The sequence below is a fragment of the Streptomyces sp. NPDC004542 genome (assembly GCF_040610035.1).
Lineage (GTDB): Bacteria > Actinomycetota > Actinomycetes > Streptomycetales > Streptomycetaceae > Streptomyces.
In genome coordinates this window covers 1-19,503 of the sequence record NZ_JBEXLP010000115.1, presented here as the reverse complement: position 1 = coordinate 19,503, position 19,503 = coordinate 1, and the positions used below count along the sequence as shown (strand labels likewise).

The window sequence follows — 19,503 nt, the reverse complement described above, 5'->3', positions numbered from 1 at the left end:
GGTGTTTTTTTTTCTGGTGGGGGTGTTGGGGGCGGCGCGCGGGGGGGGCGGGCCCCCCCCCCCCCGCGTCTCTTTCCTCGTGCCCGGATCAGCTCATGCGAGGCGGCCGATCACTGGAATCCGCACCCGGGATTCTCTGCGTCGACCGACAACGGGGAGCCGGTCGGCAGGATGTAGAGGACCTCCAGCACCACCGGGGTGGAACCGCGGTTGATGCCTATGTGTACGTGATCCGCACCGCTCGGCTCCTGGATGAGGCTGCCGCGCGGATAGACCCCGTCAGACTTGCACGTCGCGTCGAAGTGGCTCAGCGTGCCCTTCTTGACCCGGCCGTAGAGGGTGCCGGTGTGGTAGTGCCACCCGGTGGCCTGACCTGCCGGGATCGTGATCTCGCGCAGGATGTAGTCGGTGTCGCCGACCGTCTTCTGGGCGATGATCGTGCCGACCACGCCGGGTCCTGGCGGCGTGGCCTGCGCGGGCGTGGCAAGAACCAGCGATGCGCCGGCCGCCATCGTGGCGACGGCGGCGCCGATCGCCTTCCGTTTGCTGAACAAGGCATTCCTTTCGCTCTATCGATCACGCGCGGCCGGCCGAGGCTGTCTGCAGAGACGTCCGATCGGACAACAGCCTCGGCCGCACCGGTCAACGGTGTCACCAGTCAGCGAGCTTCATCACGATTCACCCCCCTCGTGATCGGAGACGTGAAGCGGCCGGGATGCAAGCGTCAGAACCATTCGAGAGCCTGGCGTCCGCCCGAACCACGTTCCATTGAACAGACCGTGACTTCCCTCCGACTGGATGAAAACTTCCCGTCAGTGCATACATGCCGGGCGGCCGGAAGTGGATTTTCACTTCGTTGTGGAACCGTTCGAACCCATGTCGCTGATAGGCAATAGAGAATTTCGCGCGATCGTGGCGGCCGAGACGCTGTCGGTGGTCGGCGACCAACTGTCCCGGGTGGCGCTCGCACTGCTGGTCTTCGAGCGGACCAGGTCCGCAGGACTCAGCGGACTGACGTACGCACTGACCTATCTGCCCACCGTCGTCGGAGGATTTCTGCTCTCCCCGCTGGCCGACAGGAGGCCGCGGCGCGAGGTCTCCGTCACGATCGACGCGGCGCGGGCGGCGATCGTTCTGGCGATGGCTGTTCCCGGCGCCCCGTTCGGCGCGTTGTGCTGCCTGGTCGCCGTGTCATCGTTCCTGAGCGGGCCCTACACCGCCGCGCGCCTGGCTCTCCTGCGCGACGTCCTGCCACATGAGCAGTACGGTGCCGGCATGGCCGTGCGCCAGTCGCTGTCCCAGGGCGGGCAGCTCGTCGGGTTCTGCGTCGGCGGTTTCATCGCAACTGGGTTCGATCCGGCCACGTGTCTGGTCGTCGACGGGCTCACTTTCGGGGCGGCGGCGCTGGTGGTGCGGTTGTTCGTGAGGTCACGCCCGCCTGTGGCGACCGCCTCGGCCGCCGGCAGCGCGGCCTCGACGTTCGGGTTCATCTGGCGGTCGCCGGCGCGGCGCGCGATCCTGCTGTCCACCGTCACCGGTGTGTTCCTCACCGCGCCCAAGGCGCTCGCCGCGCCACTGGTGTTCGAGCTGGGGCTCGGCGGCGGCTGGGCCGGGCTGTTCATGGCATCGGAGGGTCTGTTCTCCGTGGTTGCGCTGGCGGTCTTCGCCAGGTACGTGACCGCGGACCGGTACGCGCGGATCTTCCCGGTGGCCTGCCTGGCGCCGTGCCTACCGGTGCTGCTGGTCTTCACGACGAGCGACCCCCTTCTGATCATCCTGGCCTTCGGCTTCAGCGGAGCCATGTGGGCCGTGCTGACCGTGGTCGCGGCGTCCTCCTTCGTCGACCTGCTCCCCGGCGACCAGCGCGGCCGCGGCATGGGAATCGCCGGATCGATGAACGCGACGGCGCAGGGCATGGGAGCGTTCATGGCCGGGGTGGCCGCGGACCGGGTCGGCGCCGGCCGGTCCATCAGCCTCCTCGGCCTGGCCGGCATCCTCTTCGCACTGCTTCCCGCGCTCCTGTGGCGTTCCGCCCCCGTGGTGGACGGTCAGGTGAACGAGGCCCAGGTCTCCACCACGCGGAGTCGCACCGACTCGTAGCGCGGACGGCTCGAGTTCGGGGAGAACTGTCCTGTCGAGGGGATCACGCCTGCCGCGGGGTTCACTTCGAGGTGGCCGGTGCCGGCGATGCTCGGGAGTCTCGGACGCGTGGCAAGTGGTCCGAGCGATCCCCGGAAGGCGGAGGTTTTTTTGCCTGACGGCCCATCAGGCCAGTCGGCGTCCCCTCAGCGTCAGTCCGGCTGATCAGCCGCGAACGCGCCGCCGGCGAGCACGGGTTCGCCCACCTCACGTCCTGGCGCATCCTGACCAAGGTCCGCATGAACGCCCGCCACGCGACCACCCTCCTGCGGGCCCTCCTCGTCCTCACGGACACCGGTCCAGAGGTGACCGACCATCACCCCGCAGTGATCATGATGCCGACCGGCGGGAGTCCGTCACTCCCGGACCACACCAGCCCCCGCGAGCTGGGGAATCAGGACGAAACGACCCCACTGGTCGTTCGCGGTGTTCGCCGTACCTATCCAGTACCTGAGCGGCGAGCGTCGTCCAGGACGTCACGCAGTGCCCAGTAGGCGGGTTTCACCTCGTACGTCGCGTCCCAGGGAAGAGCGTTTCCCGGACTCGGGGGATAGTGTCGCAGGTCAGCCGTGGAGCCGTACTTGTCGGTGAAACCCCAGGTCGAGAACGAGGTGCAGTTGGGTTCTTCGCCGCAGACTGCGAGTTTCCCCGCCAACTGGCGGGCCTGGATGTCCTCTTCGTCCTCGTCGACGAGGACGTCCGCCTCCGAGACCCGGGCCTTCAGACCGAGCCCGGCCAAAGCCCGGACCTTGCGTCGGAAGACCTCGGGGTCGGTACGGTCGCCGACGGCGTATTCGTGGTCCTGGAAACCGACGCCATCGATCGGAACGCCCCGCTCCTTCAACCGGATCAGCAGCGCGTAGAGGGCGTCCCAGCGTGGACCGTCCTCCTCCACCCCGTACTCGTTGAGGTACAGCACCGCGTGCGGGTCGGCCTCGCGGGCAGCATGGAAGGCGATGTCGATGTACTGCTCACCCATCGCTTCGAACCACAACTGTGGCCGCACGCCCCGGTTGCCGTTGGAGTAGTCCTCATCCTCGTCGGACATGGGCTCGTTCACCACGTCCCATTCCGCCACCTTCCCCCGGAAGTGGCCCGCTACCGCGCGTATGTGCTCCACCATGACGCGCCTGCGTTGCTCGTGCGTCATCTCGGCACGCATCCATGCGGGCAGGGCTTCGAACCAGACGAGGGTGTGGCCGTGCACCTTCATCCTGTTGGCCTTGGCGAAGTCCACCAAGGTATCGCCTTCCGCGAACGCGAACACGCCGCGTCGAGGCTGGACGAACTGCGGCTTGAAGTCGTTCTCCGGCGTAAGCATGGAGAACTCCTCACCCGCCGTCCGGCGGTAGGCGCTGTCAGTCAGCAAGGGGCCCGCGGCCAGGGCGGTTCCCATACGGATCGGGCGTGGGAGAACCGCCGCCAGATCACGCATCGCATCGCTGGACCGGGGCACTCGCAGGCCAGGCGCGTCCACGACGGACATCCGGCCCCGTCCCAGTGACCGCGCGTGGAGATCGCCGAGGGTCCAGCCCTTCCCGCGGGCTCCCGCATCCGCGCCGAACCAGATGCGGCCACTGCCGAAGACGTCCCGCGCGGGAACGGTTCCCACGACCCTGCCGTCGGCCTCCAGCACCAGCCTGTTTGCGCGGAGTTCGACGGCGAGGTGGACTTCGAGCCCCAGGCCGCTCCCGAAGGTCCGGGTCATCGCAGGTCTGTCGGAGTCCCCGTCCCAACGGTCGATCCGGAGCCTCCCGCCGACCACGCCGATGCGCACGCCGCGCCGTTCGTAGCGCCATTCGTCGTAGACGACCGGCGTCTCACCGTACAGATGCAGGTAGGCATCCGTGTCATCCGTGCGCCGCAGGCCGGCTTCGATCCGGACATCCCCTCGGAACACCATGTGGGGACCGCGCAGGTTCACCGGTGGGTTCGGCTGTCCGCCGGTACCGTCCTGGCGTGTGATGCGCCGGTCGAGGGGTGTGACCCGTACCCCTGCGTGCGTAGGCTTCCCGCCGGCGAAGTGAGCCCAGTCCCTGCCGTTCAGGAGGTCCTCCACCGGTCCCCCCGCGGGCGCGGAGGTGCCGGCACGGTCCCCCGAGACACCAGCGACCAAGGCACACACAACCGCGATGACAGCGCTCTTTCGACACCGCATGAACAGCAGCACTCCGCATCCTCAGCCCGTCTTCCGACGGCATCGCCGCCCTCGGCCACACCGTCGCCGAGCACCGTCCTCCCCGGCCGCGGCAAGAGCGGTGCGCAGCCGATTGCGCCGCCCCGCTGTGACTGATCGCCATTGTTTCAGGTGCGAGTGAGGGACCGTCGGCCGAGGACCGTTCGGGAACGGACCGTCCGAAGTCCCGCATGACGCTCTACTGGACCGTCCTCGCCGAAGGACTGCGCGAGGACCTGGTGGTCCTCCTGCAGCACCGGCTCCTCGCCGAGCAGTGGCCCGTGCTGCGGCGCTTGATCAGTCCCTGCATCCGCGAGGTCTGGGAGGACGCCTTCCCCTCAGACGTGACCTCGACGTCGCCCTCGAGAACCCCGTTCCGATGCAGGAGATCGTCGCCTCGCTCACAGCAGGGCTCAGCGCGCGTGGATGGCGGGCCACGCACGTCCAGACCGATCCGCTCAGCGGCCGTTTCCTCGTCACCGATCCGGACCCCGGCGAGGAGTGCGAGGCCGACGTCCTCAAGGAGGCGTTCTGGGCTCCGCCCGCCCAGACCCGCTACGGCCCCGTTCTTTCCCTCGACGACGTGATCGGCACCAAGGTCCGTGCCCTCGCCGACCGCGGCACCGTCCGCGACCTCATCGACGTCCAGGCCGCCTCCCGCCACCGCCGACCTCGAGGACGAGGGCTGCACCGCGTACGGGCTCACCTCCCGGCAGATCGAAGAACTCAAGGCGTGGGCGCCGGAGTGGGCGGAGGATCCGGGTGCGCGGACCCATGACGACAACGCCTGGGGCGAGGGCGCGGGCGAGGGCGCGGAAACAGGAACGGTCCGGGTCAGCGGGCGCTGCTCCAGCCGCCTGTGCCGGCGGAGTACGAGTCGAGCAGGTCCACCACGAAGACCAGGGTCGAGCCCGCCGGGATCAACGGCGAGGGCGACTGGTTGCCGTAGCCGAGACGCGGGGGAACGACGATCTCACGCCGACCGCCGACCTTCATCCCCCTCAACCCCCGGTCCCAGCCCTTGATGACCCTGCCGCTGCCCAGGGCGAACTTGAACGGCTGGTCACGGTCCCAGGAGGAGTCGAACTCCTTCCCCGTCTCAAAGGTCACCCCGACGTAGTGGACCCTGACCACCGTGCCCGGCTTCACCTCGGCCCCGTCCCCGACGACCAGGTCCCGGACGGTCAGCTCGGCAGGCGCAGCACCCTCCGGGACGTCGACCTCTGGCTTCGTCAGTTCACTCATCGCTTCCGTCACTCTCCGTCGCAGACCCTCGTGCGGGCCGACCCGCCACATGGACACTCCATGTGGCAGAGGATCACGCTAACGCGCATGCCGGTTTCCGGAGCGCACCGGATCAGTGGCCGCGCACGGCGGTCCGCCGCACGGCCGGCGCACGAGCCCTCGCACACTCGGGCGGCGCGCGGTGGCTCGGGTTGCACGGCAGCCGCCCGGACGGGAAGCGGCTGCCCGGAGTCGAGGGCGATGCCGAGGGTGTCGATGGCTTGGCGTCGCAAGTGGAGTCGGAGGTGGGCGTAGACGCCGGCCGTGACGCCGATGTGGGCGTGGCCGAGTCGCTCGTTCTCCACCTCTCCCGCTCCTGATGTTCCGTCAGATAAGTCAGCATCTGATCAGCATCAGTCCCCGAACAGTCCGAGACGGCTACCCGGACAAGCGCCTGGTCTGCGGCGCCACCACAGCCTGGCTCGCACAGAAGCGCAGGTGGGAAGCCTGCTCGGTGCGGTGCACGATGTTCTGCAAGGCCTTCGACCGGGAGGCGTGCCCGTGTACAGTGAAGACCGCCCTTGACCTGCACAAAGCAGGCAGGGAGCCGTCTTCCGGGAGTCCAAAATGCTGCGTACTCTGTTCAAGTCCAAGATCCACCGCGCCACCGTCACCCAGGCCGACCTGCACTACGTGGGATCGGTGACCATCGACGCCGATCTGCTCGACGCCGCCGACCTGCTGCCCGGTGAGCTCGTGCACATCGTCGACATCACCAACGGCGCGCGTCTGGAGACGTACGTCATCGAGGGCGAGCGCGGGTCCGGGGTCGTCGGGATCAACGGGGCGGCCGCCCATCTCGTGCACCCCGGGGACCTGGTGATCATCATCAGCTACGCTCAGGTGACCGACGCCGAGGCGCGGGCGCTGGAGCCGCGGGTCGTGCACGTCGACCGCGACAACCGGATCGTGGCCCTGGGCGCGGACCCGTCCGAGCCGGTGCCGGGCTCGGACCAGCAGCGCAGCCCGCAGGCCGTACCGGCCTGACCGACGCCATCAGGAGCAGGCCCATGAGCGACATCGACATCAGCATCCGCGACGACCGGGAGGCCGGGCGTCTCGAGGCCGTGGCCGACGGCGCGGTCACCGGGCGTATCGAGTACTTCGTGCTCGACGCCCCCGAGCGGGCGCTCGTGCCCGTGCACACGATCGTGGAACCGGCCCACGAGGGCAAGGGCATCGCGGGCTCCCTGGCCCGCGAGCTCTACGCCGTCGCCGAGCGGGAGGGCATCCCGGTGGCGCCGCTGTGCCCGTACGTCGTGCAGTGGGCCGCGCGGCACCCGGAGGTCGCCCCCACGCCGGACCCGGAACTGCTGAGCGCCGCGAAGGCGTGGCTGGTGGCGCATCCGGGCCGCTTCTGAGACGCGCTCGCGAGGGCCGGGCACCCACCCGGCCCTCCGTCGTACCCCCGGCGGGTGAGTGGCGGCGCGGGCCTCGGGTAGGTGGGGGAGTAGTCCAGAGCCCACGTCGAGTGACTGGCCGGAGGACATCATGACGAACCCGCACCCCGACCCGGTCCCGCCCGGGCCGACGCCGGGCCCGGACCCGCAGCACCCGGAACCGCCCCCGAACCCGGTTCCGGCTCCCGAGCCGCCACCCGCCCCGACGCCGCCTCCGCCGCCGAACCCGGTGCCGCCCCCGGAGCCGTCGCCCGCTCCCGTGCCCCCGGTGCCGGAGCCGCACCCGGTTCCGCAGCCGCCGCCCGAGCCGGGCGGCCCGCCGGAACCTCCGCCGTCCCCGGTCCCGCCCGGTCCGGAGCCGGTGCCGAACCCCGAGCCGGGCCCGCCGCTGAGCTGATCCGGCGGGGGCCACAGCGCCGGTGGGCGGCCACGCGGGCCGCCCACCGTCACCACCGGGTACGTACGTCCTCCTGCCGGGGAGCTACGCGGACACCTCCGACCGGTCCCCGCCCCACAGCGTGTGGTAGGAGCCGTCCCGGTCGACCCGCCGGTAGGTGTGCGCGCCGAAGAAGTCCCGCTGCCCCTGGGTGAGCGCGGCGGGCAGCCGCTCGGCGCGCAGCGCGTCGTAGTAGGCGAGGGCCGCCGCGAAGCCGGGCGTCGCCACGCCCTGCCGGGTCGCGGCGACGATCACCTCGCGCCAGTCGTCCTGGGCGTCCGCGATCTCCTGCGCGAAGGTCTCGTCCGACAGCAGGCTCGGCAGGTCGGGCCGGGCGTCGTACGCGGCACGGATACGGTCCAGGAAGGCCGCGCGGATGATGCAGCCGCCACGCCAGATCGCTGAGACGGCGCCCAGGTCGATGTTCCAGTCGTACTCCCCGCGCGCCGCGTCGATCTCGTGGAAGCCCTGCGTGTACGACACGATCTTCGACGCGTACAGCGCCTGCTCCACCCGGTCCGCGAAGGCGCCGGCCTCCGCCTCGCTCAGCGCCGCGGGCTTCGGCCCGGCCAGGCCCCGCGAGGCCTCCCGCAGCTCCGCGTGGCCGGAGAGGGAGCGGGCGAAGACCGCCTCGGCGATACCGGAGACCGGGACGCCGAGGTCCAGCGCGATCTGGACGGTCCAGCGGCCGGTGCCCTTCTGCTCGGCCTGGTCGACCACCACGTCCACGAACGGCTTGCCGGTGGCCGCGTCCACGTGGGACAGCACCTCGGCCGTGATCTCGATCAGGTACGAGTCGAGGCGCCCCGTGTTCCACGTGCGGAAGATGTCGGCGATCTGCGCGGGGGAGTACCCGGCGACATCGCGCAGCAGCTGGTACGCCTCGCCGATGAGCTGCATGTCGGCGTACTCGATGCCGTTGTGCACCATCTTCACGAAGTGACCGGCGCCGTCCGGGCCGACGTGCGTCACACAGGGCGCCCCGTCCGCCGCCTTCGCCGAGATCTTCTCCAGCATCGGGCCGAGCGAGTCGTACGACTCCTTCGGGCCGCCCGGCATGATGCTCGGCCCGTGCAGTGCGCCCTCCTCGCCGCCGGAGACACCCATGCCGACGAAGTGGATGCCCTGCTCGCGCAGCGCCTTCTCCCGGCGGCGGGTGTCCGCGAAGTGCGCGTTGCCACCGTCGATGATCATGTCGCCGGGCTCCAGGAGCGGGGCGAACTCCTCGATCACGGCGTCGGTCGGGTCGCCGGCCTTGACCATGATGACCAGACGGCGCGGCCGCTCCAGTGCCGCCACGAACTCCTTGGCGGTCTCGGCCGCGATGAAGTCGCCCTCGTGCCCGAACTCCTCCACCAGGGCGTGCGTGCGCGACGACGTCCGGTTGTGCAGCGCGACCGTGTAGCCGTTGCGCGCGAAGTTCCGGGCCAGATTGCGGCCCATGACCGCGAGTCCGGTGACGCCGATCTGGGCTGAAGTGCTCATACCGCCTGCTCCCTAACTGCCTCGTGAGTACGGCCCCGCCAGTATTGCCGCGGTGGTGCCCTGAGCCCATCCTGACGTGCCGCTATGGCGGGCGCACATTCGACCCGCCAGCTTTGATTACGCACGGAAGGCGCCTCTTGCCTCAGCGAGGCTCCGACCCGCTGCGAGGAGACCCGGGCGGTTTCCGGTAAGAAAGGCCGATTCCCGGCCACTTGGCCGTCCGAGGCGTCCGATCGCCCACTTGTCATGGCCTGTTCGCAGCGCTTATTTTGGCCGCTCCTGACGCATGGCTAGGGGGCTCGAGACATGGCCGTACGCGGCCGGCACCGCCGGTATCAGCCGAACCTGATGAATCGCGCTTCGCTCACCGTCACCGTGGGCGGCGCGGGCCTCGCCATCCCCCTCGTCGCCGCCGGCAGCGCGGACGCGGCGGACGCGGCCACCTGGAACAAGGTCGCCGCCTGCGAGTCCAGCGGCAACTGGACCATCAACACGGGCAACGGCTACTACGGCGGACTGCAGTTCACCCAGTCCACCTGGGAGGCCTACGGGGGCACCGCGTACGCGGCCCGCGCCGATCTGGCCACCCGGGACCAGCAGATCGCCGTCGCCGAGAAGGTGCTCGACGGGCAGGGGCCCGGCGCCTGGCCGGCCTGCTCGGTACACGCCGGCCTCACCGGGGGCGGCGGCTCGCCCGGCGTCCACCCCGACGGCGGCACGAGCCGCCCGGTGAGGAGCACGCACAGTTCCGTCAAGGACGTCCAGCCGCAGACCACCCCGCAGTCCCGCGCCGGCAAGGCCGAGATGTACACGGTGGTGCACGGCGACACGCTCTCCCGGATCGCCGCGGACCAGCACGTGCACGGCGGCTGGCAGCGGCTGTACGCGGGCAACCGGACGACCATCGGATCCGACCCCGACCTGATCATCCCGGGGCAGCGGCTGAGCCTGCACGCCAAGGCGTCCCCGGCCGCCGACACCCGCACTCCGGCCAAGCCCGCGAAGAAGAGGGAGCCTTCGCAGAAGAAGGCTCCCACGCACCACACCCGTCCCACGTCGACGAGCGGACACTCGCTCGTCGCGCCCGTCGACGCCGCCACGGGCACGCCCTACCACGCCGCCGGTTCGCACTGGTCGAAGGGCTATCACACGGGCGTCGACTTCCCCGTGCCCACCGGCACCTCCGTCCGGGCGGTCGAGGCCGGTCACGTGGTCGCCGCCGGCTGGGGCGGCTCGTACGGCTACCAGGTCGTCATCCGGCACTCCGACGGCCGCTACACCCAGTACGCCCACCTGTCGGCCATCTCCGTCAAGGCCGGGCAGCCGGTGAGCGGTGGCCAGCGCATCGGCCGCTCCGGAGCCACCGGAAACGTCACGGGCCCGCATCTGCACTTCGAGGTGCGCACGGGACCCGGCTTCGGCACGGACGTCGACCCGGTCGCCTACCTGCGGGCCGGCGGCGTCAGGATATGAGCCGCGTGCGCTGCCGGTCCAGCACCGGCAGCGGCACGTACAGGCCCGCGTAGGGAGCCGGGATCAGGAACTCGACGGCCTCGACCAGGGTCTCGACGTCGTCTGGGACGGTGTCCGGCACCGTGGTGTCCGCCAGGGCGGCGGCGTCCGCCAGGGCGGCTTCCCCCTGCGCGGCGTCGCCCAGGACCGCCGCGGTGCGCTGCCGGGGAAACACCGCGGACCCCTGCCCGAGGTCGCCCAGCGGTGACACCGGTGGCAGCGGCTCGGCGGCCGAGCCGGCCGAGGCCTCGGATGCCGGCCCCGCAGGGAGCCCGGCGAGGTGCTCGGCGGTGGGCTCCGCTGCCTGCGGAGCGTGCTCCAGCCGTTCGGTCATCAGCAGGATCAGGCCACCGCCCGCCACCACCGAGCAACTCAGGGCGAGAGTGATGCCCGTGGCGCCGTACCGGAAGGTCTCGCCGAACATCGTGATGCCGACCGCGGCGGCCAGCACCGGGTTGACCACCGTGAGCGTGGCGAGCGGCGCGGCGAGGCCGCCGCCTCGGTAGGCGGCCTGCGACAGCAGCACACCGGCGACGGCGAAGACACCGATCATCCCCAGGGACGGCAGGTCCGCCGCCGACACCCCGTCGGTCCAGTCGACCGCGACCGTCTTGATGAACACCGACGACATGCCGAAGGCTGTGCCGGAGGCGGTGGCGAGCAGCACGCTGCGCACTGCCGGATGCCGGTGCGCGGCGTGGCCGGCGATCATCAGCGCGACCAACGCCCCGCCGGTGACCAGCGCGGCACCGGTCCGCTGGGCCGCGGCCAGCGCATGACCGTCCGAGGTGCCGACCAGGGAGAGCAGGCCCGCCAGGCCCGTGGTGGCCATCACGGCACCGCGCCAGGCCGTCGCCCCGGCCCTGCGGCCGACGAACAGGGCGGCCATGGGCAGCGCGAAGACGATGGTCAGCGCGCCCAACGGCTGCACCAGGCTGAGCGGACCGAAGGCCAGCGCGACGGCGTGCAGCACTCCGCCGAAGCCGTTCAGCGCGAGCGCCGCCCACCAACCGGGGCGGCGCAGCGGCGCGTACGACCCATCGGGGGAGGACAGCGCCACCTGCTCCTGCACGATCGCCCCGCCCGCGTACGCGACGGCGGAGACGAACGACAGCAGCACGGACAACGCGAGGGCGCTCATCAGCGGCTCCTCTGCGTGGGGCGGGGGCCCGGGGCCCGGCGCGGCGAACGGTCGGCTTCCATGACCAACACTCTGCCCGCCCGGGGCCTTCCCGTCGTCGTCCCTGAGCAGTCAATGGGTCCTACTGCCGATGGAGTACGCGTGGCGCCCGCTCCTCCCCAAGGTGGGCGCCCGCAGGGTGGGGGCCGCCTCGACCGCGCCTCCTCCGGCCCTGGTACTACTCTCGTCCGTGGACCTCGACCCCCGACTCGCCGCGCTCCGCCCGCTCGGCGGCTTCTTCGTCCTGCGCACGACCGCGAACACCGGCGCGGCCCCGGCCGGCCCGCTCCCGGCACTCGCGCAGGCCTACGCGGACACGGCGTCGGACCCGCGGCTAAACGCCCTGGCCGCGCGGGTCGGGGCGGTCGCACACCGGCTGCGCACCCCCGAGCCGCGGGTGTCCGCGTCGATCGTCCACCAGGGACTCGCCGCCCGGCTGTGGTCGGCGGCCCTCGGCTGTGCCGCCCTGTACGGCCGCCTCCCCGACCTGGACCCGGCGCTGCTGCTCTGGGACTTCGCCGCGACCGCCCCCGACGACCTGTGGCTGACCGAGGTGCGCCCGCACCCGCGGGACCCGTACCCCACGGACGCCGGCACACTCGCGGACGCCGTACTGCACGGCCACCTCGAGCCCCTGGCGAAAGCCCTGAGGACCCGCTACGGGGTCGCGACCGGACTGCTGTGGGGCAACGCGGGCTCCGCGCTGGCCGGCGCGGCCCGCCTGCTGGACCGCTGGGCGCGGGTGAACGGCCGTACGGACGTGGCCGACCGGACCCTGACGCTCACCGCGGCCCTCCTCACCCACCCGCTGCTCAGCACCACCGGCACCCTCACCGGCACCGGTTTCCGGCGCCGCAGCTGCTGTCTCTACTACCGTGTGCCCGGCGGCGGAGTCTGCGGGGACTGCTGCTTTCCGCGGCCGCCGGCCCTTCCCCGCGGGCCGCATCTGGGTGACCATGGTGGTCCGGCCATGTGAGACCAGGGGGTTGCCGGTGCGAGTGGGACTGCTGAGCCGGGAGTACCCCCCGGACGTGTACGGCGGTGCGGGAGTCCATGTCGAGTTCCTGGCCCGCGAGTTGCGGCCCCTGGTGGACCTCGAGGTGCACTGCTGGGGCGAGGGCCGCGGGCCCGGCGTGACACGCCACCGGCCGTGGTCCGTGCTGGACGGTGCCAACGACGCGCTGCGGACCTTCTCGGTGGACCTGGCCATGGCCGCCGCCCTGGAGGGCCGCGAACTCGTCCACTCCCACACCTGGTACGCCAACCTCGCGGGCCATGTCGCCAAGCTCCTGTACGGCGTCCCGCACGTGGTCACCGCCCACTCGCTGGAGCCGCTGCGCCCCTGGAAGGCCGAGCAACTCGGCGGCGGCTACGCCCTGTCCGGCTGGGCGGAGCGCACCGCGATCGAGGCCGCCGACGCGGTGATCGCGGTGTCGGGCGCGATGCGCGAGGACATCCTCGGCTGCTACCCGGCGCTGGACCCGGCGCGCGTCCACATCGTGCACAACGGCATCGACACCACCCTGTACCAGCCGGATCCCGGCACCGACGTGCTGCGCCGCGTCGGCCTCGACCCCGACCGGCCCTACGTGCTGTTCGTCGGCCGCATCACCCGCCAGAAGGGCGTGCCCCACCTGCTGCGCGCGGTCCGCGACATCGACCCGGCGGCCCAGGTCGTGCTGTGCGCGGGCGCGCCCGACACCCCGGAGATCGACCGGGAGTTCCGCGACCTCTTCGAGGAGCTCAGCCGGGTCCGCGCGGGCGTGCACTGGATCCCGCAGATGCTGCCGCGCGCCGAGGTCGTCCAACTCCTCACCCACGCGGCCGTGTTCGTCTGCCCGTCGGTGTACGAACCGCTCGGCATCGTCAACCTGGAGGCGATGGCCTGCGGCACGCCGGTCGTGGCCTCCCGGGTCGGCGGCATCCCCGAGGTGGTCGAGGACGGCGTGACCGGTCTCCTGGTGGAGGCCGGCGACGGCTTCGAGCCGGGCCTCACCCGCGCACTCGACACCGTCCTCGGCGATCCGGGGGCGGCCCGGCGGATGGGCGAGGCCGGACGGGAGCGCGCGGTGGGCGAGTTCGGCTGGGACGCGGTGGCCCGGCGCACGGTCCGGCTGTACGAGGAGATCCTCGAGCAGGCTTAGCCCGCGCCGGCCTGGGGCAGGCATGGTGTCAATCACGGTGAGGGGAGCGGCCATGCGTCGTGGAGGGCCTTCGGTACTCGGCATCGTGCTGGCGGGGGGCGAGGGTAAACGCCTGATGCCGCTGACCGCGGACCGCGCGAAACCCGCGGTCACCTTCGGCGGCACCTACCGCCTCGTCGACTTCGTCCTGTCCAACCTCGTCAACGGCGACATCCTGCGCATCTGCGTGCTGACCCAGTACAAGTCGCACTCGCTGGACCGGCACATCACCACCACCTGGCGGATGTCCAGCCTGCTCGGCAACTACGTCACACCGGTCCCGGCGCAGCAGCGGCTCGGCCCGCGCTGGTACCTGGGCAGCGCGGACGCCATCCTGCAGTCGCTGAACCTGGTGCACGACGAGGCACCCGAGTACGTCGCGGTGTTCGGCGCCGACCACGTGTACCGCATGGACCCCCGGCAGATGCTCCAGCAGCACATCGAGGGCGGCGCGGGCGTGACGGTGGCCGGCATCCGTGTGCCCCGCTCGGAGTCCTCCGCCTTCGGTGTGATCGCCCCGGGTTCCGACGGGCGGACCGTGGAGCGCTTCCTGGAGAAGCCCGCCGATCCGCCGGGCCTCGCGGACGACCCGGAGTGCGTCGTCGCCTCGATGGGCAACTACATCTTCACCACCAAGGCCCTGATCGAGGCCCTGCACCGGGACGCCGAGGACGACAGCTCGGTGCACGACATGGGCGGCTCGATCCTGCCCCAGCTCACCGCCCGCGGCGAGGCGCAGCTGTACGACTTCAGCGACAACCACGTCCCCGGCGAGACCGTCCGCGACCAGGGCTACTGGCGGGACGTCGGCACCCTCGACGCGTACTACGACGCCCACATGGACCTGATCGCCGAGCGCCCCGCGTTCAACCTCTACAACCGCCAGTGGCCCGTCTACACCCACTCGTACCACCTCTCGCCCGCGCGCTTCAACGCCGGCGGCATCGCGAGCGAGTCCATCATCAGCGCCGGCTGCCTGATCCGCGGCCAGGTCACCCGGTCCGTGCTGTCCCCGGGCGTGCGGGTCGACCCGGGCGCGGTCGTCCAGGGCTCCGTGCTGCACGACAACGTCCACATAGGCCGGGGCGCCGTCGTGCGCGGGGCGGTCCTCGACAAGAACGTCGAGGTGCCGCCCGGCGCGACGATCGGCGTCAACCCGGAGCGGGACGCGGAGCTGTACACCGTGTCCAAGGGCGGGGTGATCGCGCTGGGCAAGGGGCAGCGGGTGCCGTAGGCCCTGCCGTCCGGCCGGTCCGCTCAGCCGGTCAGCGGCGGGAAGTGGGTCATGGTCACCTCGCTCGACCGGCGCAGGTCGTCGGCGAGGCTGAACTGGAGGTACTCGCTGCCCGGCTCGGTGTGCACGGGCACGTGTCCCGGCGGCGCGTAGAAGGCCTCACCGCCGCGGTACACCTCGTCGTGGTCCGGGTAGCGGAAGGTGAGCTCGCCCTTGAAGACGTACCCCCAGTGCGGGCACTGGCAGCGGTGCTCGGGCAGTCCCCGCAGCAACGGGGTGTGGTCGACGTCCTCGCGGAACATCAGGAAGTCCACCGTGTAGGGCTCGAGGTCCTCGGAGTGGTCGACCACGGGGCCGTAGTCGCCGCCCTGCGTGGCCGTGTCCCTGGAAACCTTCGGCATGTCCTCGCCTTCTTCCCGCTGAGGAGGTCCGCTGAGGAGGCCGTACTCCCTCCGCCGAGGGGCGGCTGCCTCCATTGTCGGCGCGCGACGCGTTCCGCGCGATCCGCGCGCCCTCCCCGGCTTCATGGCCTTGGGCCCCCAGGATGCGGACAACGATGTCGAAATCTCCGGAGGCCACATGAGAGGGACCCGGCGCCCGCGGCTGTGCCTGGCCGGGGTGATGGCGGTGTCCGCGCTGCTGACCACCCCCGCCGCACGGGCCGCGGAACCGTCCGACGGCCGCCTCACCGACCTGGTCAACCCCTTCATCGGGACCCAGAACGAGGGCAACACCTTCCCCGGCGCGGCCGTGCCCTTCGGCATGGTGCAGCTCTCGCCCGACACCGGGCACAACACCGGCTACGACTACTCCCAGGACCGCATCCGCGGCTTCTCCCTGGTCCATCTCCCGGGCGTCGGCTGCCGGATCGGCGGCGACCTGCCCGTACTGCCCACCACCGGCGAGGTCACCCGGACCGACTACGCCCGGTACGCGGCCGGTTTCCGGCACGAGGACGAGACGGCGAGCCCCGGCTACTACCGGGTCGGCCTGGACTCGGGGATCGAGGCCGAGCTCACCGCCACCGAGCGCACCGGCGTGCAGCGCTACACCTTCCCCGCCACCGACCACGCCAACGTCCTGCTGAACGCGGCCCAGGCGCTGCACAGGCCGGTCACCAGCGCGGTGGAGATCCTCGACGACCGGACCGTGCGCACCGCGATCACCGGCCACGGCTTCTGCCGGGAGACCGGTCCGTACACCGTGTACACCATCACCCGTTTCTCCCGGCCCTTCACCGCGTACGGCACCTGGGACGGCGCCACGGTCACCGCGGGCTCCCGGACCGGGCGCGGCGGCGCCTACGTACGCTTCGACACCACCCGGGACCGCACCGTCGAGGCGACCACCGCCCTGTCGTACGTCGACGCGCGCGGCGCCGAGATCAATCTGCGCGCCGAGGGCGGACGTTCCTTCGACGCCGTCCGGGACCGGGCCCGGCAGGCCTGGGAGCGCCGTCTTCGCACGGTCCGGGTCCGCGGCGGCGACGCGGCCCTGCGCCGCACCTTCTACTCGTCCCTGTACCGCTCGTTCCTGGCACCGAACACCGGCAGCGACGCGGACGGCCGCTACACCGGCTGGGACCGGCGGGTCCACCGGGCCGAGGGCTTCACGTACTACCAGAACTGGTCGCTGTGGGACACCTACCGCACCCAGTGCCAGCTGCTGGCCCTGCTCGCGCCCCGCGAGGCCCGGGACATGGCGATCTCGGTGGTCAAGGTCGACGAGGACGGCGGCTGGCTGCCCAAGTGGGGCTACGGACCGGTCGAGACGAACATCATGACCGGCGACCCGGTGACCCCGTTCCTGACCACCGCCTACCAGACGGGCCTGCTGCGGGGGTACGAGGAGCGGGCCTACCGGGCGCTGCGGAAGAACGCCGACGGGGTGCCGCCCGCCGACTACCCGGGGGTGGGCCGGGAGGCCAACGCGGAGTACCTGGGACACGGATTCGCGCCGTACATCAAGGACCGCCCGCGCACCAAGCCGGGCGACTCCGACTACCACGAGGGCGGCTCCGTCACCCTGGAGTACGCCCTGTCGGACGCGATGCTCGCCCAGATGGCCCGCGCCCTGGGCCACGACGGGGACGCGGCCCGGTATGCGGCCCGGTCGCGCAACTACCGCAACGTCTTCGACCCCTCGACCGGGTTCTTCCGCGCCCGGGACGCCTCCGGCGCCTTCACCGGCCCGGCCGACCCGGCCGCCGGCGTGGGCTTCCACGAGGGGACCGCCTGGCAGTACCAGTGGATGGTGCCGCAGGACATCCCCGGCGTGGTCGGCCTGATCGGCGGCGAGCGCGCGGCGAACGGCCGGCTCGACGCGTTCTTCGCCTACGACAGGCTGCGCGCGGACCCGGCCGGGACCGCGCGCGAGGTGTGGGTGCACGGCGACCCGTACGCCTACTACAACGCGGCCGTCTACAACCCGCAGAACGAGCCCGACCTCGCCGCTCCCTACACCTACCTGTGGACCGGGCAGCCCTGGAAGACCACCGACGTGGTGCACGCGGCGCTGACCCTGTTCACCGACACGCCGACCGGCATGACCGGCAACGACGACCTGGGCACGATGTCCGCCTGGCACGTGCTGTCCTCGATCGGGCTCTTCCCGGTGCAGCCCGGGTACGGCACCTGGGGGCTGTCCACGCCCGTCTTCGACCGGGTCGACCTCACGCTGGACCGCCGTTTCTGGCCCGGCGGCGCCCTCACGGTCACGGCGCCGGGCACCTCGGCGGCCGACCGCTACGTCCAGACGGTGCGCGCGGACGCCACCGCGCACGACCGGACCTACCTGACGACCCGGGAGCTGCGGTCGCTGCGCTCGCTGGCGTTCACGGTCGGCCCGCGCCCGTCGGAGTGGGGTACGTCACCCCAGGCGGCACCCCCGGTGCTGAAGTGACCTCAGGCGTCCCGTGTGTCCCGCCCCTTTCCCCGGGGGCGGGACTTAATCTGCTGTTAACTGAGCGTAGCCCGACCGTACTTGACCGTAATCGTCCAGCGGGGATTGACTGCAGACCCGCCCCACCCGTCGTCGACGCGAGGCAAGCCATTGACAAGTGATCCGCTCGCACCTCTCGATCTGGCGTTCTGGAACATCGAGTCCGACCGGCACCCGATGCACCTGGGCGCGCTCGGCGTCTTCTCCGCGCACTCGCCCACCGCCGGCGCCCACGCCGCCGACCTGCTCGCCGCCCGTGCCGCCGCCGTGCCCGGCCTCAGAATGCGCATCCGCGACGTGTGGCAGCCGCTCGACCTGCGCCGGCCGCACCGGCTCGGCTCCTTCGGCGGGGCCGCCCGCGAGGCGGACCCCGGCTTCGACCCGCTCGACCACGTACGCCTGCACGCCCCGACCGGTGACTTCCACGCCCTGGCCGGCCGGCTCATGGAGCGCCCGCTGGAGCGTGCCCGGGCACCCTGGGAGGCGCATGTGCTGCCGGGCGAGGACGGGGTCTCCTTCGCGGTCCTGTTCAAGTTCCACCACGCGCTGGCCGACGGCCTCAGGGCGCTGACGCTGGCCGCCGCGGTACTGGACCCGATGGACATGCCGGAGCGCCGGCCCCGCCCCGTCGAGCCCCCGCGCGGCCTGCTGGCCGACCTGCGCAGGCTGCCCGGCCGGGTCCCCGGGCTGCTGCGCGGCGCGCTGTCCGACGTGGGCCGGGCCCTGGACATCGGGGCCTCCGTCGCCCTGTCCACCCTGGGGATGAGCTCCTCCGCGGCGCTGGCCTCCGGCTCCAGCGGCACCCGGCGCACGGCCGGGGTCGATCTGGACATCGACGACGTGCACCGCGTGCGCAAGGCCGTCGGCGGCACCGTCAACGACGTCCTCATCGCCGTCGTCGCGGGCGCCCTGCGCCGCTGGCTGGACGAGCGCGGCGACGGCAGCGAGGGCGTGGCGCCGCGCGCCCTGATCCCGGTCTCCCGGCGCCGCCCGCGCACCGCGCACCCACAGGGCAACCGGCTCTCCGGATACCTGATACGGCTCCCGGTCGGTGATCCCGACCCGCTCGCCCGCCTGGCCCGGGTCCGTACCGCGATGGACCGCAACAAGGACGCGGGCCCGAACCGGGGCGCGGGCGCCGTCGCGCTGCTGGCCGACCACGTGCCGGCGCTCGGCCACCGGCTCGGCGGACCGCTCGTCGGCCAGGCCGCCCGGCTGTGGTTCGACATCCTGGTCACCAGCGTGCCGCTGCCCGGTCTCGGTCTCCGGCTCGGCGGCCACCCGCTGGCCGCGGTCTACCCCTTCGCCCCGCTCGCCCCCGGCCAGTCCCTCGCCGTCGCGATCTCCACCTACCGCGGCCACGTCCACTACGGCCTCGTCGCCGACGCCGAGGCGGTACCGGACCTGGACCGGCTGGCCCGGGCGGTGACGGACGAGGTGGAAACCCTGCTCGCGGTCTGCGCCCCCTGACGGCGTGGTCCCCGCCGGCCGCCGCGCGGTGAACCGGCCGAGCGACAGGTGCGCGCCCGCTGAC

At 71.9% G+C, this 19,503-nt stretch carries 15 protein-coding genes and 1 pseudogene; 10 read left to right on the top strand and 6 right to left on the bottom strand.

From position 1 onward, the window contains the following. Nucleotides 1-110: 110 nt before the first annotated feature. Nucleotides 111-512 carry a cupin domain-containing protein gene (locus tag ABZX30_RS34535; protein WP_355941275.1) on the bottom strand — a complete coding sequence of 134 codons (402 nt, stop codon included), beginning with the start codon at nucleotides 510-512 and terminating at the stop codon, nucleotides 111-113. A 364-nt stretch (nucleotides 513-876) separates the two neighbouring features. On the opposite strand from ABZX30_RS34535, the gene ABZX30_RS34530 reads away from it, so the two are divergent. After that, a complete protein-coding gene (locus tag ABZX30_RS34530; RefSeq protein ID WP_355941272.1) occupies nucleotides 877-2,100 on the top strand; it encodes an MFS transporter in 1,224 nt (407 codons plus the stop codon). 478 nt (nucleotides 2,101-2,578) lie between these two features. Here the strand turns inward: ABZX30_RS34530 and ABZX30_RS34525 are convergent, their stop codons facing one another. After that, nucleotides 2,579-4,309 carry an endo-1,4-beta-xylanase gene (locus tag ABZX30_RS34525; protein WP_355941269.1) on the bottom strand — a complete coding sequence of 577 codons (1,731 nt, stop codon included), beginning with the start codon at nucleotides 4,307-4,309 and terminating at the stop codon, nucleotides 2,579-2,581. 349 nt (nucleotides 4,310-4,658) lie between these two features. Here ABZX30_RS34525 and ABZX30_RS34520 point away from each other — a divergent pair. After that, nucleotides 4,659-5,073: pseudogene (locus ABZX30_RS34520) on the top strand (nucleotidyl transferase AbiEii/AbiGii toxin family protein); the annotation flags it as partial. Between the two features lie 76 nt (nucleotides 5,074-5,149). Here ABZX30_RS34520 and ABZX30_RS34515 read toward each other — a convergent pair. Next, nucleotides 5,150-5,560, bottom strand: a complete 411-nt coding sequence (locus ABZX30_RS34515; protein ID WP_355941266.1) for an FKBP-type peptidyl-prolyl cis-trans isomerase — start codon at nucleotides 5,558-5,560, stop codon at nucleotides 5,150-5,152. Between the two features lie 606 nt (nucleotides 5,561-6,166). Between ABZX30_RS34515 and panD the strand changes: the two genes are divergently transcribed. Further along, nucleotides 6,167-6,586, top strand: a complete 420-nt coding sequence (panD, locus tag ABZX30_RS34510) for an aspartate 1-decarboxylase (RefSeq protein ID WP_355941263.1) — start codon at nucleotides 6,167-6,169, stop codon at nucleotides 6,584-6,586. A 23-nt stretch (nucleotides 6,587-6,609) separates the two neighbouring features. Then, on the top strand, nucleotides 6,610-6,960 hold the full coding sequence (locus tag ABZX30_RS34505) for a GNAT family N-acetyltransferase (RefSeq protein ID WP_355941260.1): 351 nt from the start codon (nucleotides 6,610-6,612) through the stop codon (nucleotides 6,958-6,960). Between the two features lie 520 nt (nucleotides 6,961-7,480). Here the strand turns inward: ABZX30_RS34505 and gndA are convergent. Then, nucleotides 7,481-8,920 carry an NADP-dependent phosphogluconate dehydrogenase gene (gene gndA / locus ABZX30_RS34500; RefSeq protein ID WP_355941258.1) on the bottom strand — a complete coding sequence of 480 codons (1,440 nt, stop codon included), beginning with the start codon at nucleotides 8,918-8,920 and terminating at the stop codon, nucleotides 7,481-7,483. A 306-nt stretch (nucleotides 8,921-9,226) separates the two neighbouring features. Here gndA and ABZX30_RS34495 point away from each other — a divergent pair, with 306 nt between their 5' ends. Next, nucleotides 9,227-10,393, top strand: coding sequence for a transglycosylase family protein (locus ABZX30_RS34495; protein WP_355941255.1), 1,167 nt, complete (start codon nucleotides 9,227-9,229; stop codon nucleotides 10,391-10,393). Here the strand turns inward: ABZX30_RS34495 and ABZX30_RS34490 are convergent. Next, entirely contained in the window at nucleotides 10,383-11,573 is a 1,191-nt protein-coding gene (locus ABZX30_RS34490) for a DMT family transporter (protein ID WP_355941253.1), read from the bottom strand. The two genes, ABZX30_RS34495 and ABZX30_RS34490, sit on opposite strands and share 11 nt — an antisense overlap. Before the next feature lie 229 nt (nucleotides 11,574-11,802). On the opposite strand from ABZX30_RS34490, the gene ABZX30_RS34485 reads away from it, so the two are divergent. From ABZX30_RS34485 to glgC, 3 genes are read left to right on the top strand one after another with little or no spacing between them, the layout of a single operon-like run. Beyond that, a complete protein-coding gene (locus ABZX30_RS34485) occupies nucleotides 11,803-12,588 on the top strand; it encodes a (2Fe-2S)-binding protein (RefSeq protein WP_355941250.1) in 786 nt (261 codons plus the stop codon). A gap of 16 nt (nucleotides 12,589-12,604) precedes the next feature. Continuing rightward, complete coding sequence (gene glgA / locus ABZX30_RS34480) at nucleotides 12,605-13,756, top strand: glycogen synthase (RefSeq protein WP_355941247.1); 1,152 nt, start codon at nucleotides 12,605-12,607, stop codon at nucleotides 13,754-13,756. A gap of 52 nt (nucleotides 13,757-13,808) precedes the next feature. Continuing rightward, nucleotides 13,809-15,029 (top strand): glucose-1-phosphate adenylyltransferase, encoded by a 1,221-nt coding sequence (gene glgC / locus ABZX30_RS34475; RefSeq protein WP_355941244.1) that lies wholly within the window; start codon nucleotides 13,809-13,811, stop codon nucleotides 15,027-15,029. Between the two features lie 23 nt (nucleotides 15,030-15,052). On the opposite strand, the gene ABZX30_RS34470 is transcribed toward glgC, so the two are convergent. Further along, entirely contained in the window at nucleotides 15,053-15,430 is a 378-nt protein-coding gene (locus tag ABZX30_RS34470; protein WP_355941242.1) for a hypothetical protein, read from the bottom strand. A gap of 178 nt (nucleotides 15,431-15,608) precedes the next feature. On the opposite strand from ABZX30_RS34470, the gene ABZX30_RS34465 reads away from it, so the two are divergent. Together ABZX30_RS34465 and ABZX30_RS34460 are read left to right on the top strand one after the other, a co-directional pair. After that, entirely contained in the window at nucleotides 15,609-17,930 is a 2,322-nt protein-coding gene (locus tag ABZX30_RS34465) for a GH92 family glycosyl hydrolase (protein ID WP_355941239.1), read from the top strand. Between the two features lie 150 nt (nucleotides 17,931-18,080). Then, complete coding sequence (locus ABZX30_RS34460) at nucleotides 18,081-19,439, top strand: wax ester/triacylglycerol synthase family O-acyltransferase (RefSeq protein ID WP_355941236.1); 1,359 nt, start codon at nucleotides 18,081-18,083, stop codon at nucleotides 19,437-19,439. Nucleotides 19,440-19,503 lie beyond the last annotated feature (64 nt).

Excerpts from the sequence above, each read along its gene's own strand:
- glgC (WP_355941244.1), top strand. The coding sequence starts at position 13,809 with ATGCGTCGTGGAGGGCCTTCGGTACTCGGCATCGTGCTGGCGGGGGGC.
- ABZX30_RS34470 (WP_355941242.1), bottom strand. The coding sequence starts at position 15,430 with ATGCCGAAGGTTTCCAGGGACACGGCCACGCAGGGCGGCGACTACGGC.
- ABZX30_RS34490 (WP_355941253.1), bottom strand. The coding sequence starts at position 11,573 with ATGAGCGCCCTCGCGTTGTCCGTGCTGCTGTCGTTCGTCTCCGCCGTC.
- ABZX30_RS34505 (WP_355941260.1), top strand. The coding sequence starts at position 6,610 with ATGAGCGACATCGACATCAGCATCCGCGACGACCGGGAGGCCGGGCGT.
- ABZX30_RS34535 (WP_355941275.1), bottom strand. The coding sequence starts at position 512 with ATGGCGGCCGGCGCATCGCTGGTTCTTGCCACGCCCGCGCAGGCCACG.
- panD (WP_355941263.1), top strand. The coding sequence starts at position 6,167 with ATGCTGCGTACTCTGTTCAAGTCCAAGATCCACCGCGCCACCGTCACC.
- ABZX30_RS34495 (WP_355941255.1), top strand. The coding sequence starts at position 9,227 with ATGGCCGTACGCGGCCGGCACCGCCGGTATCAGCCGAACCTGATGAAT.
- gndA (WP_355941258.1), bottom strand. The coding sequence starts at position 8,920 with ATGAGCACTTCAGCCCAGATCGGCGTCACCGGACTCGCGGTCATGGGC.
- ABZX30_RS34515 (WP_355941266.1), bottom strand. The coding sequence starts at position 5,560 with ATGAGTGAACTGACGAAGCCAGAGGTCGACGTCCCGGAGGGTGCTGCG.
- ABZX30_RS34530 (WP_355941272.1), top strand. The coding sequence starts at position 877 with ATGTCGCTGATAGGCAATAGAGAATTTCGCGCGATCGTGGCGGCCGAG.
- ABZX30_RS34465 (WP_355941239.1), top strand. The coding sequence starts at position 15,609 with ATGAGAGGGACCCGGCGCCCGCGGCTGTGCCTGGCCGGGGTGATGGCG.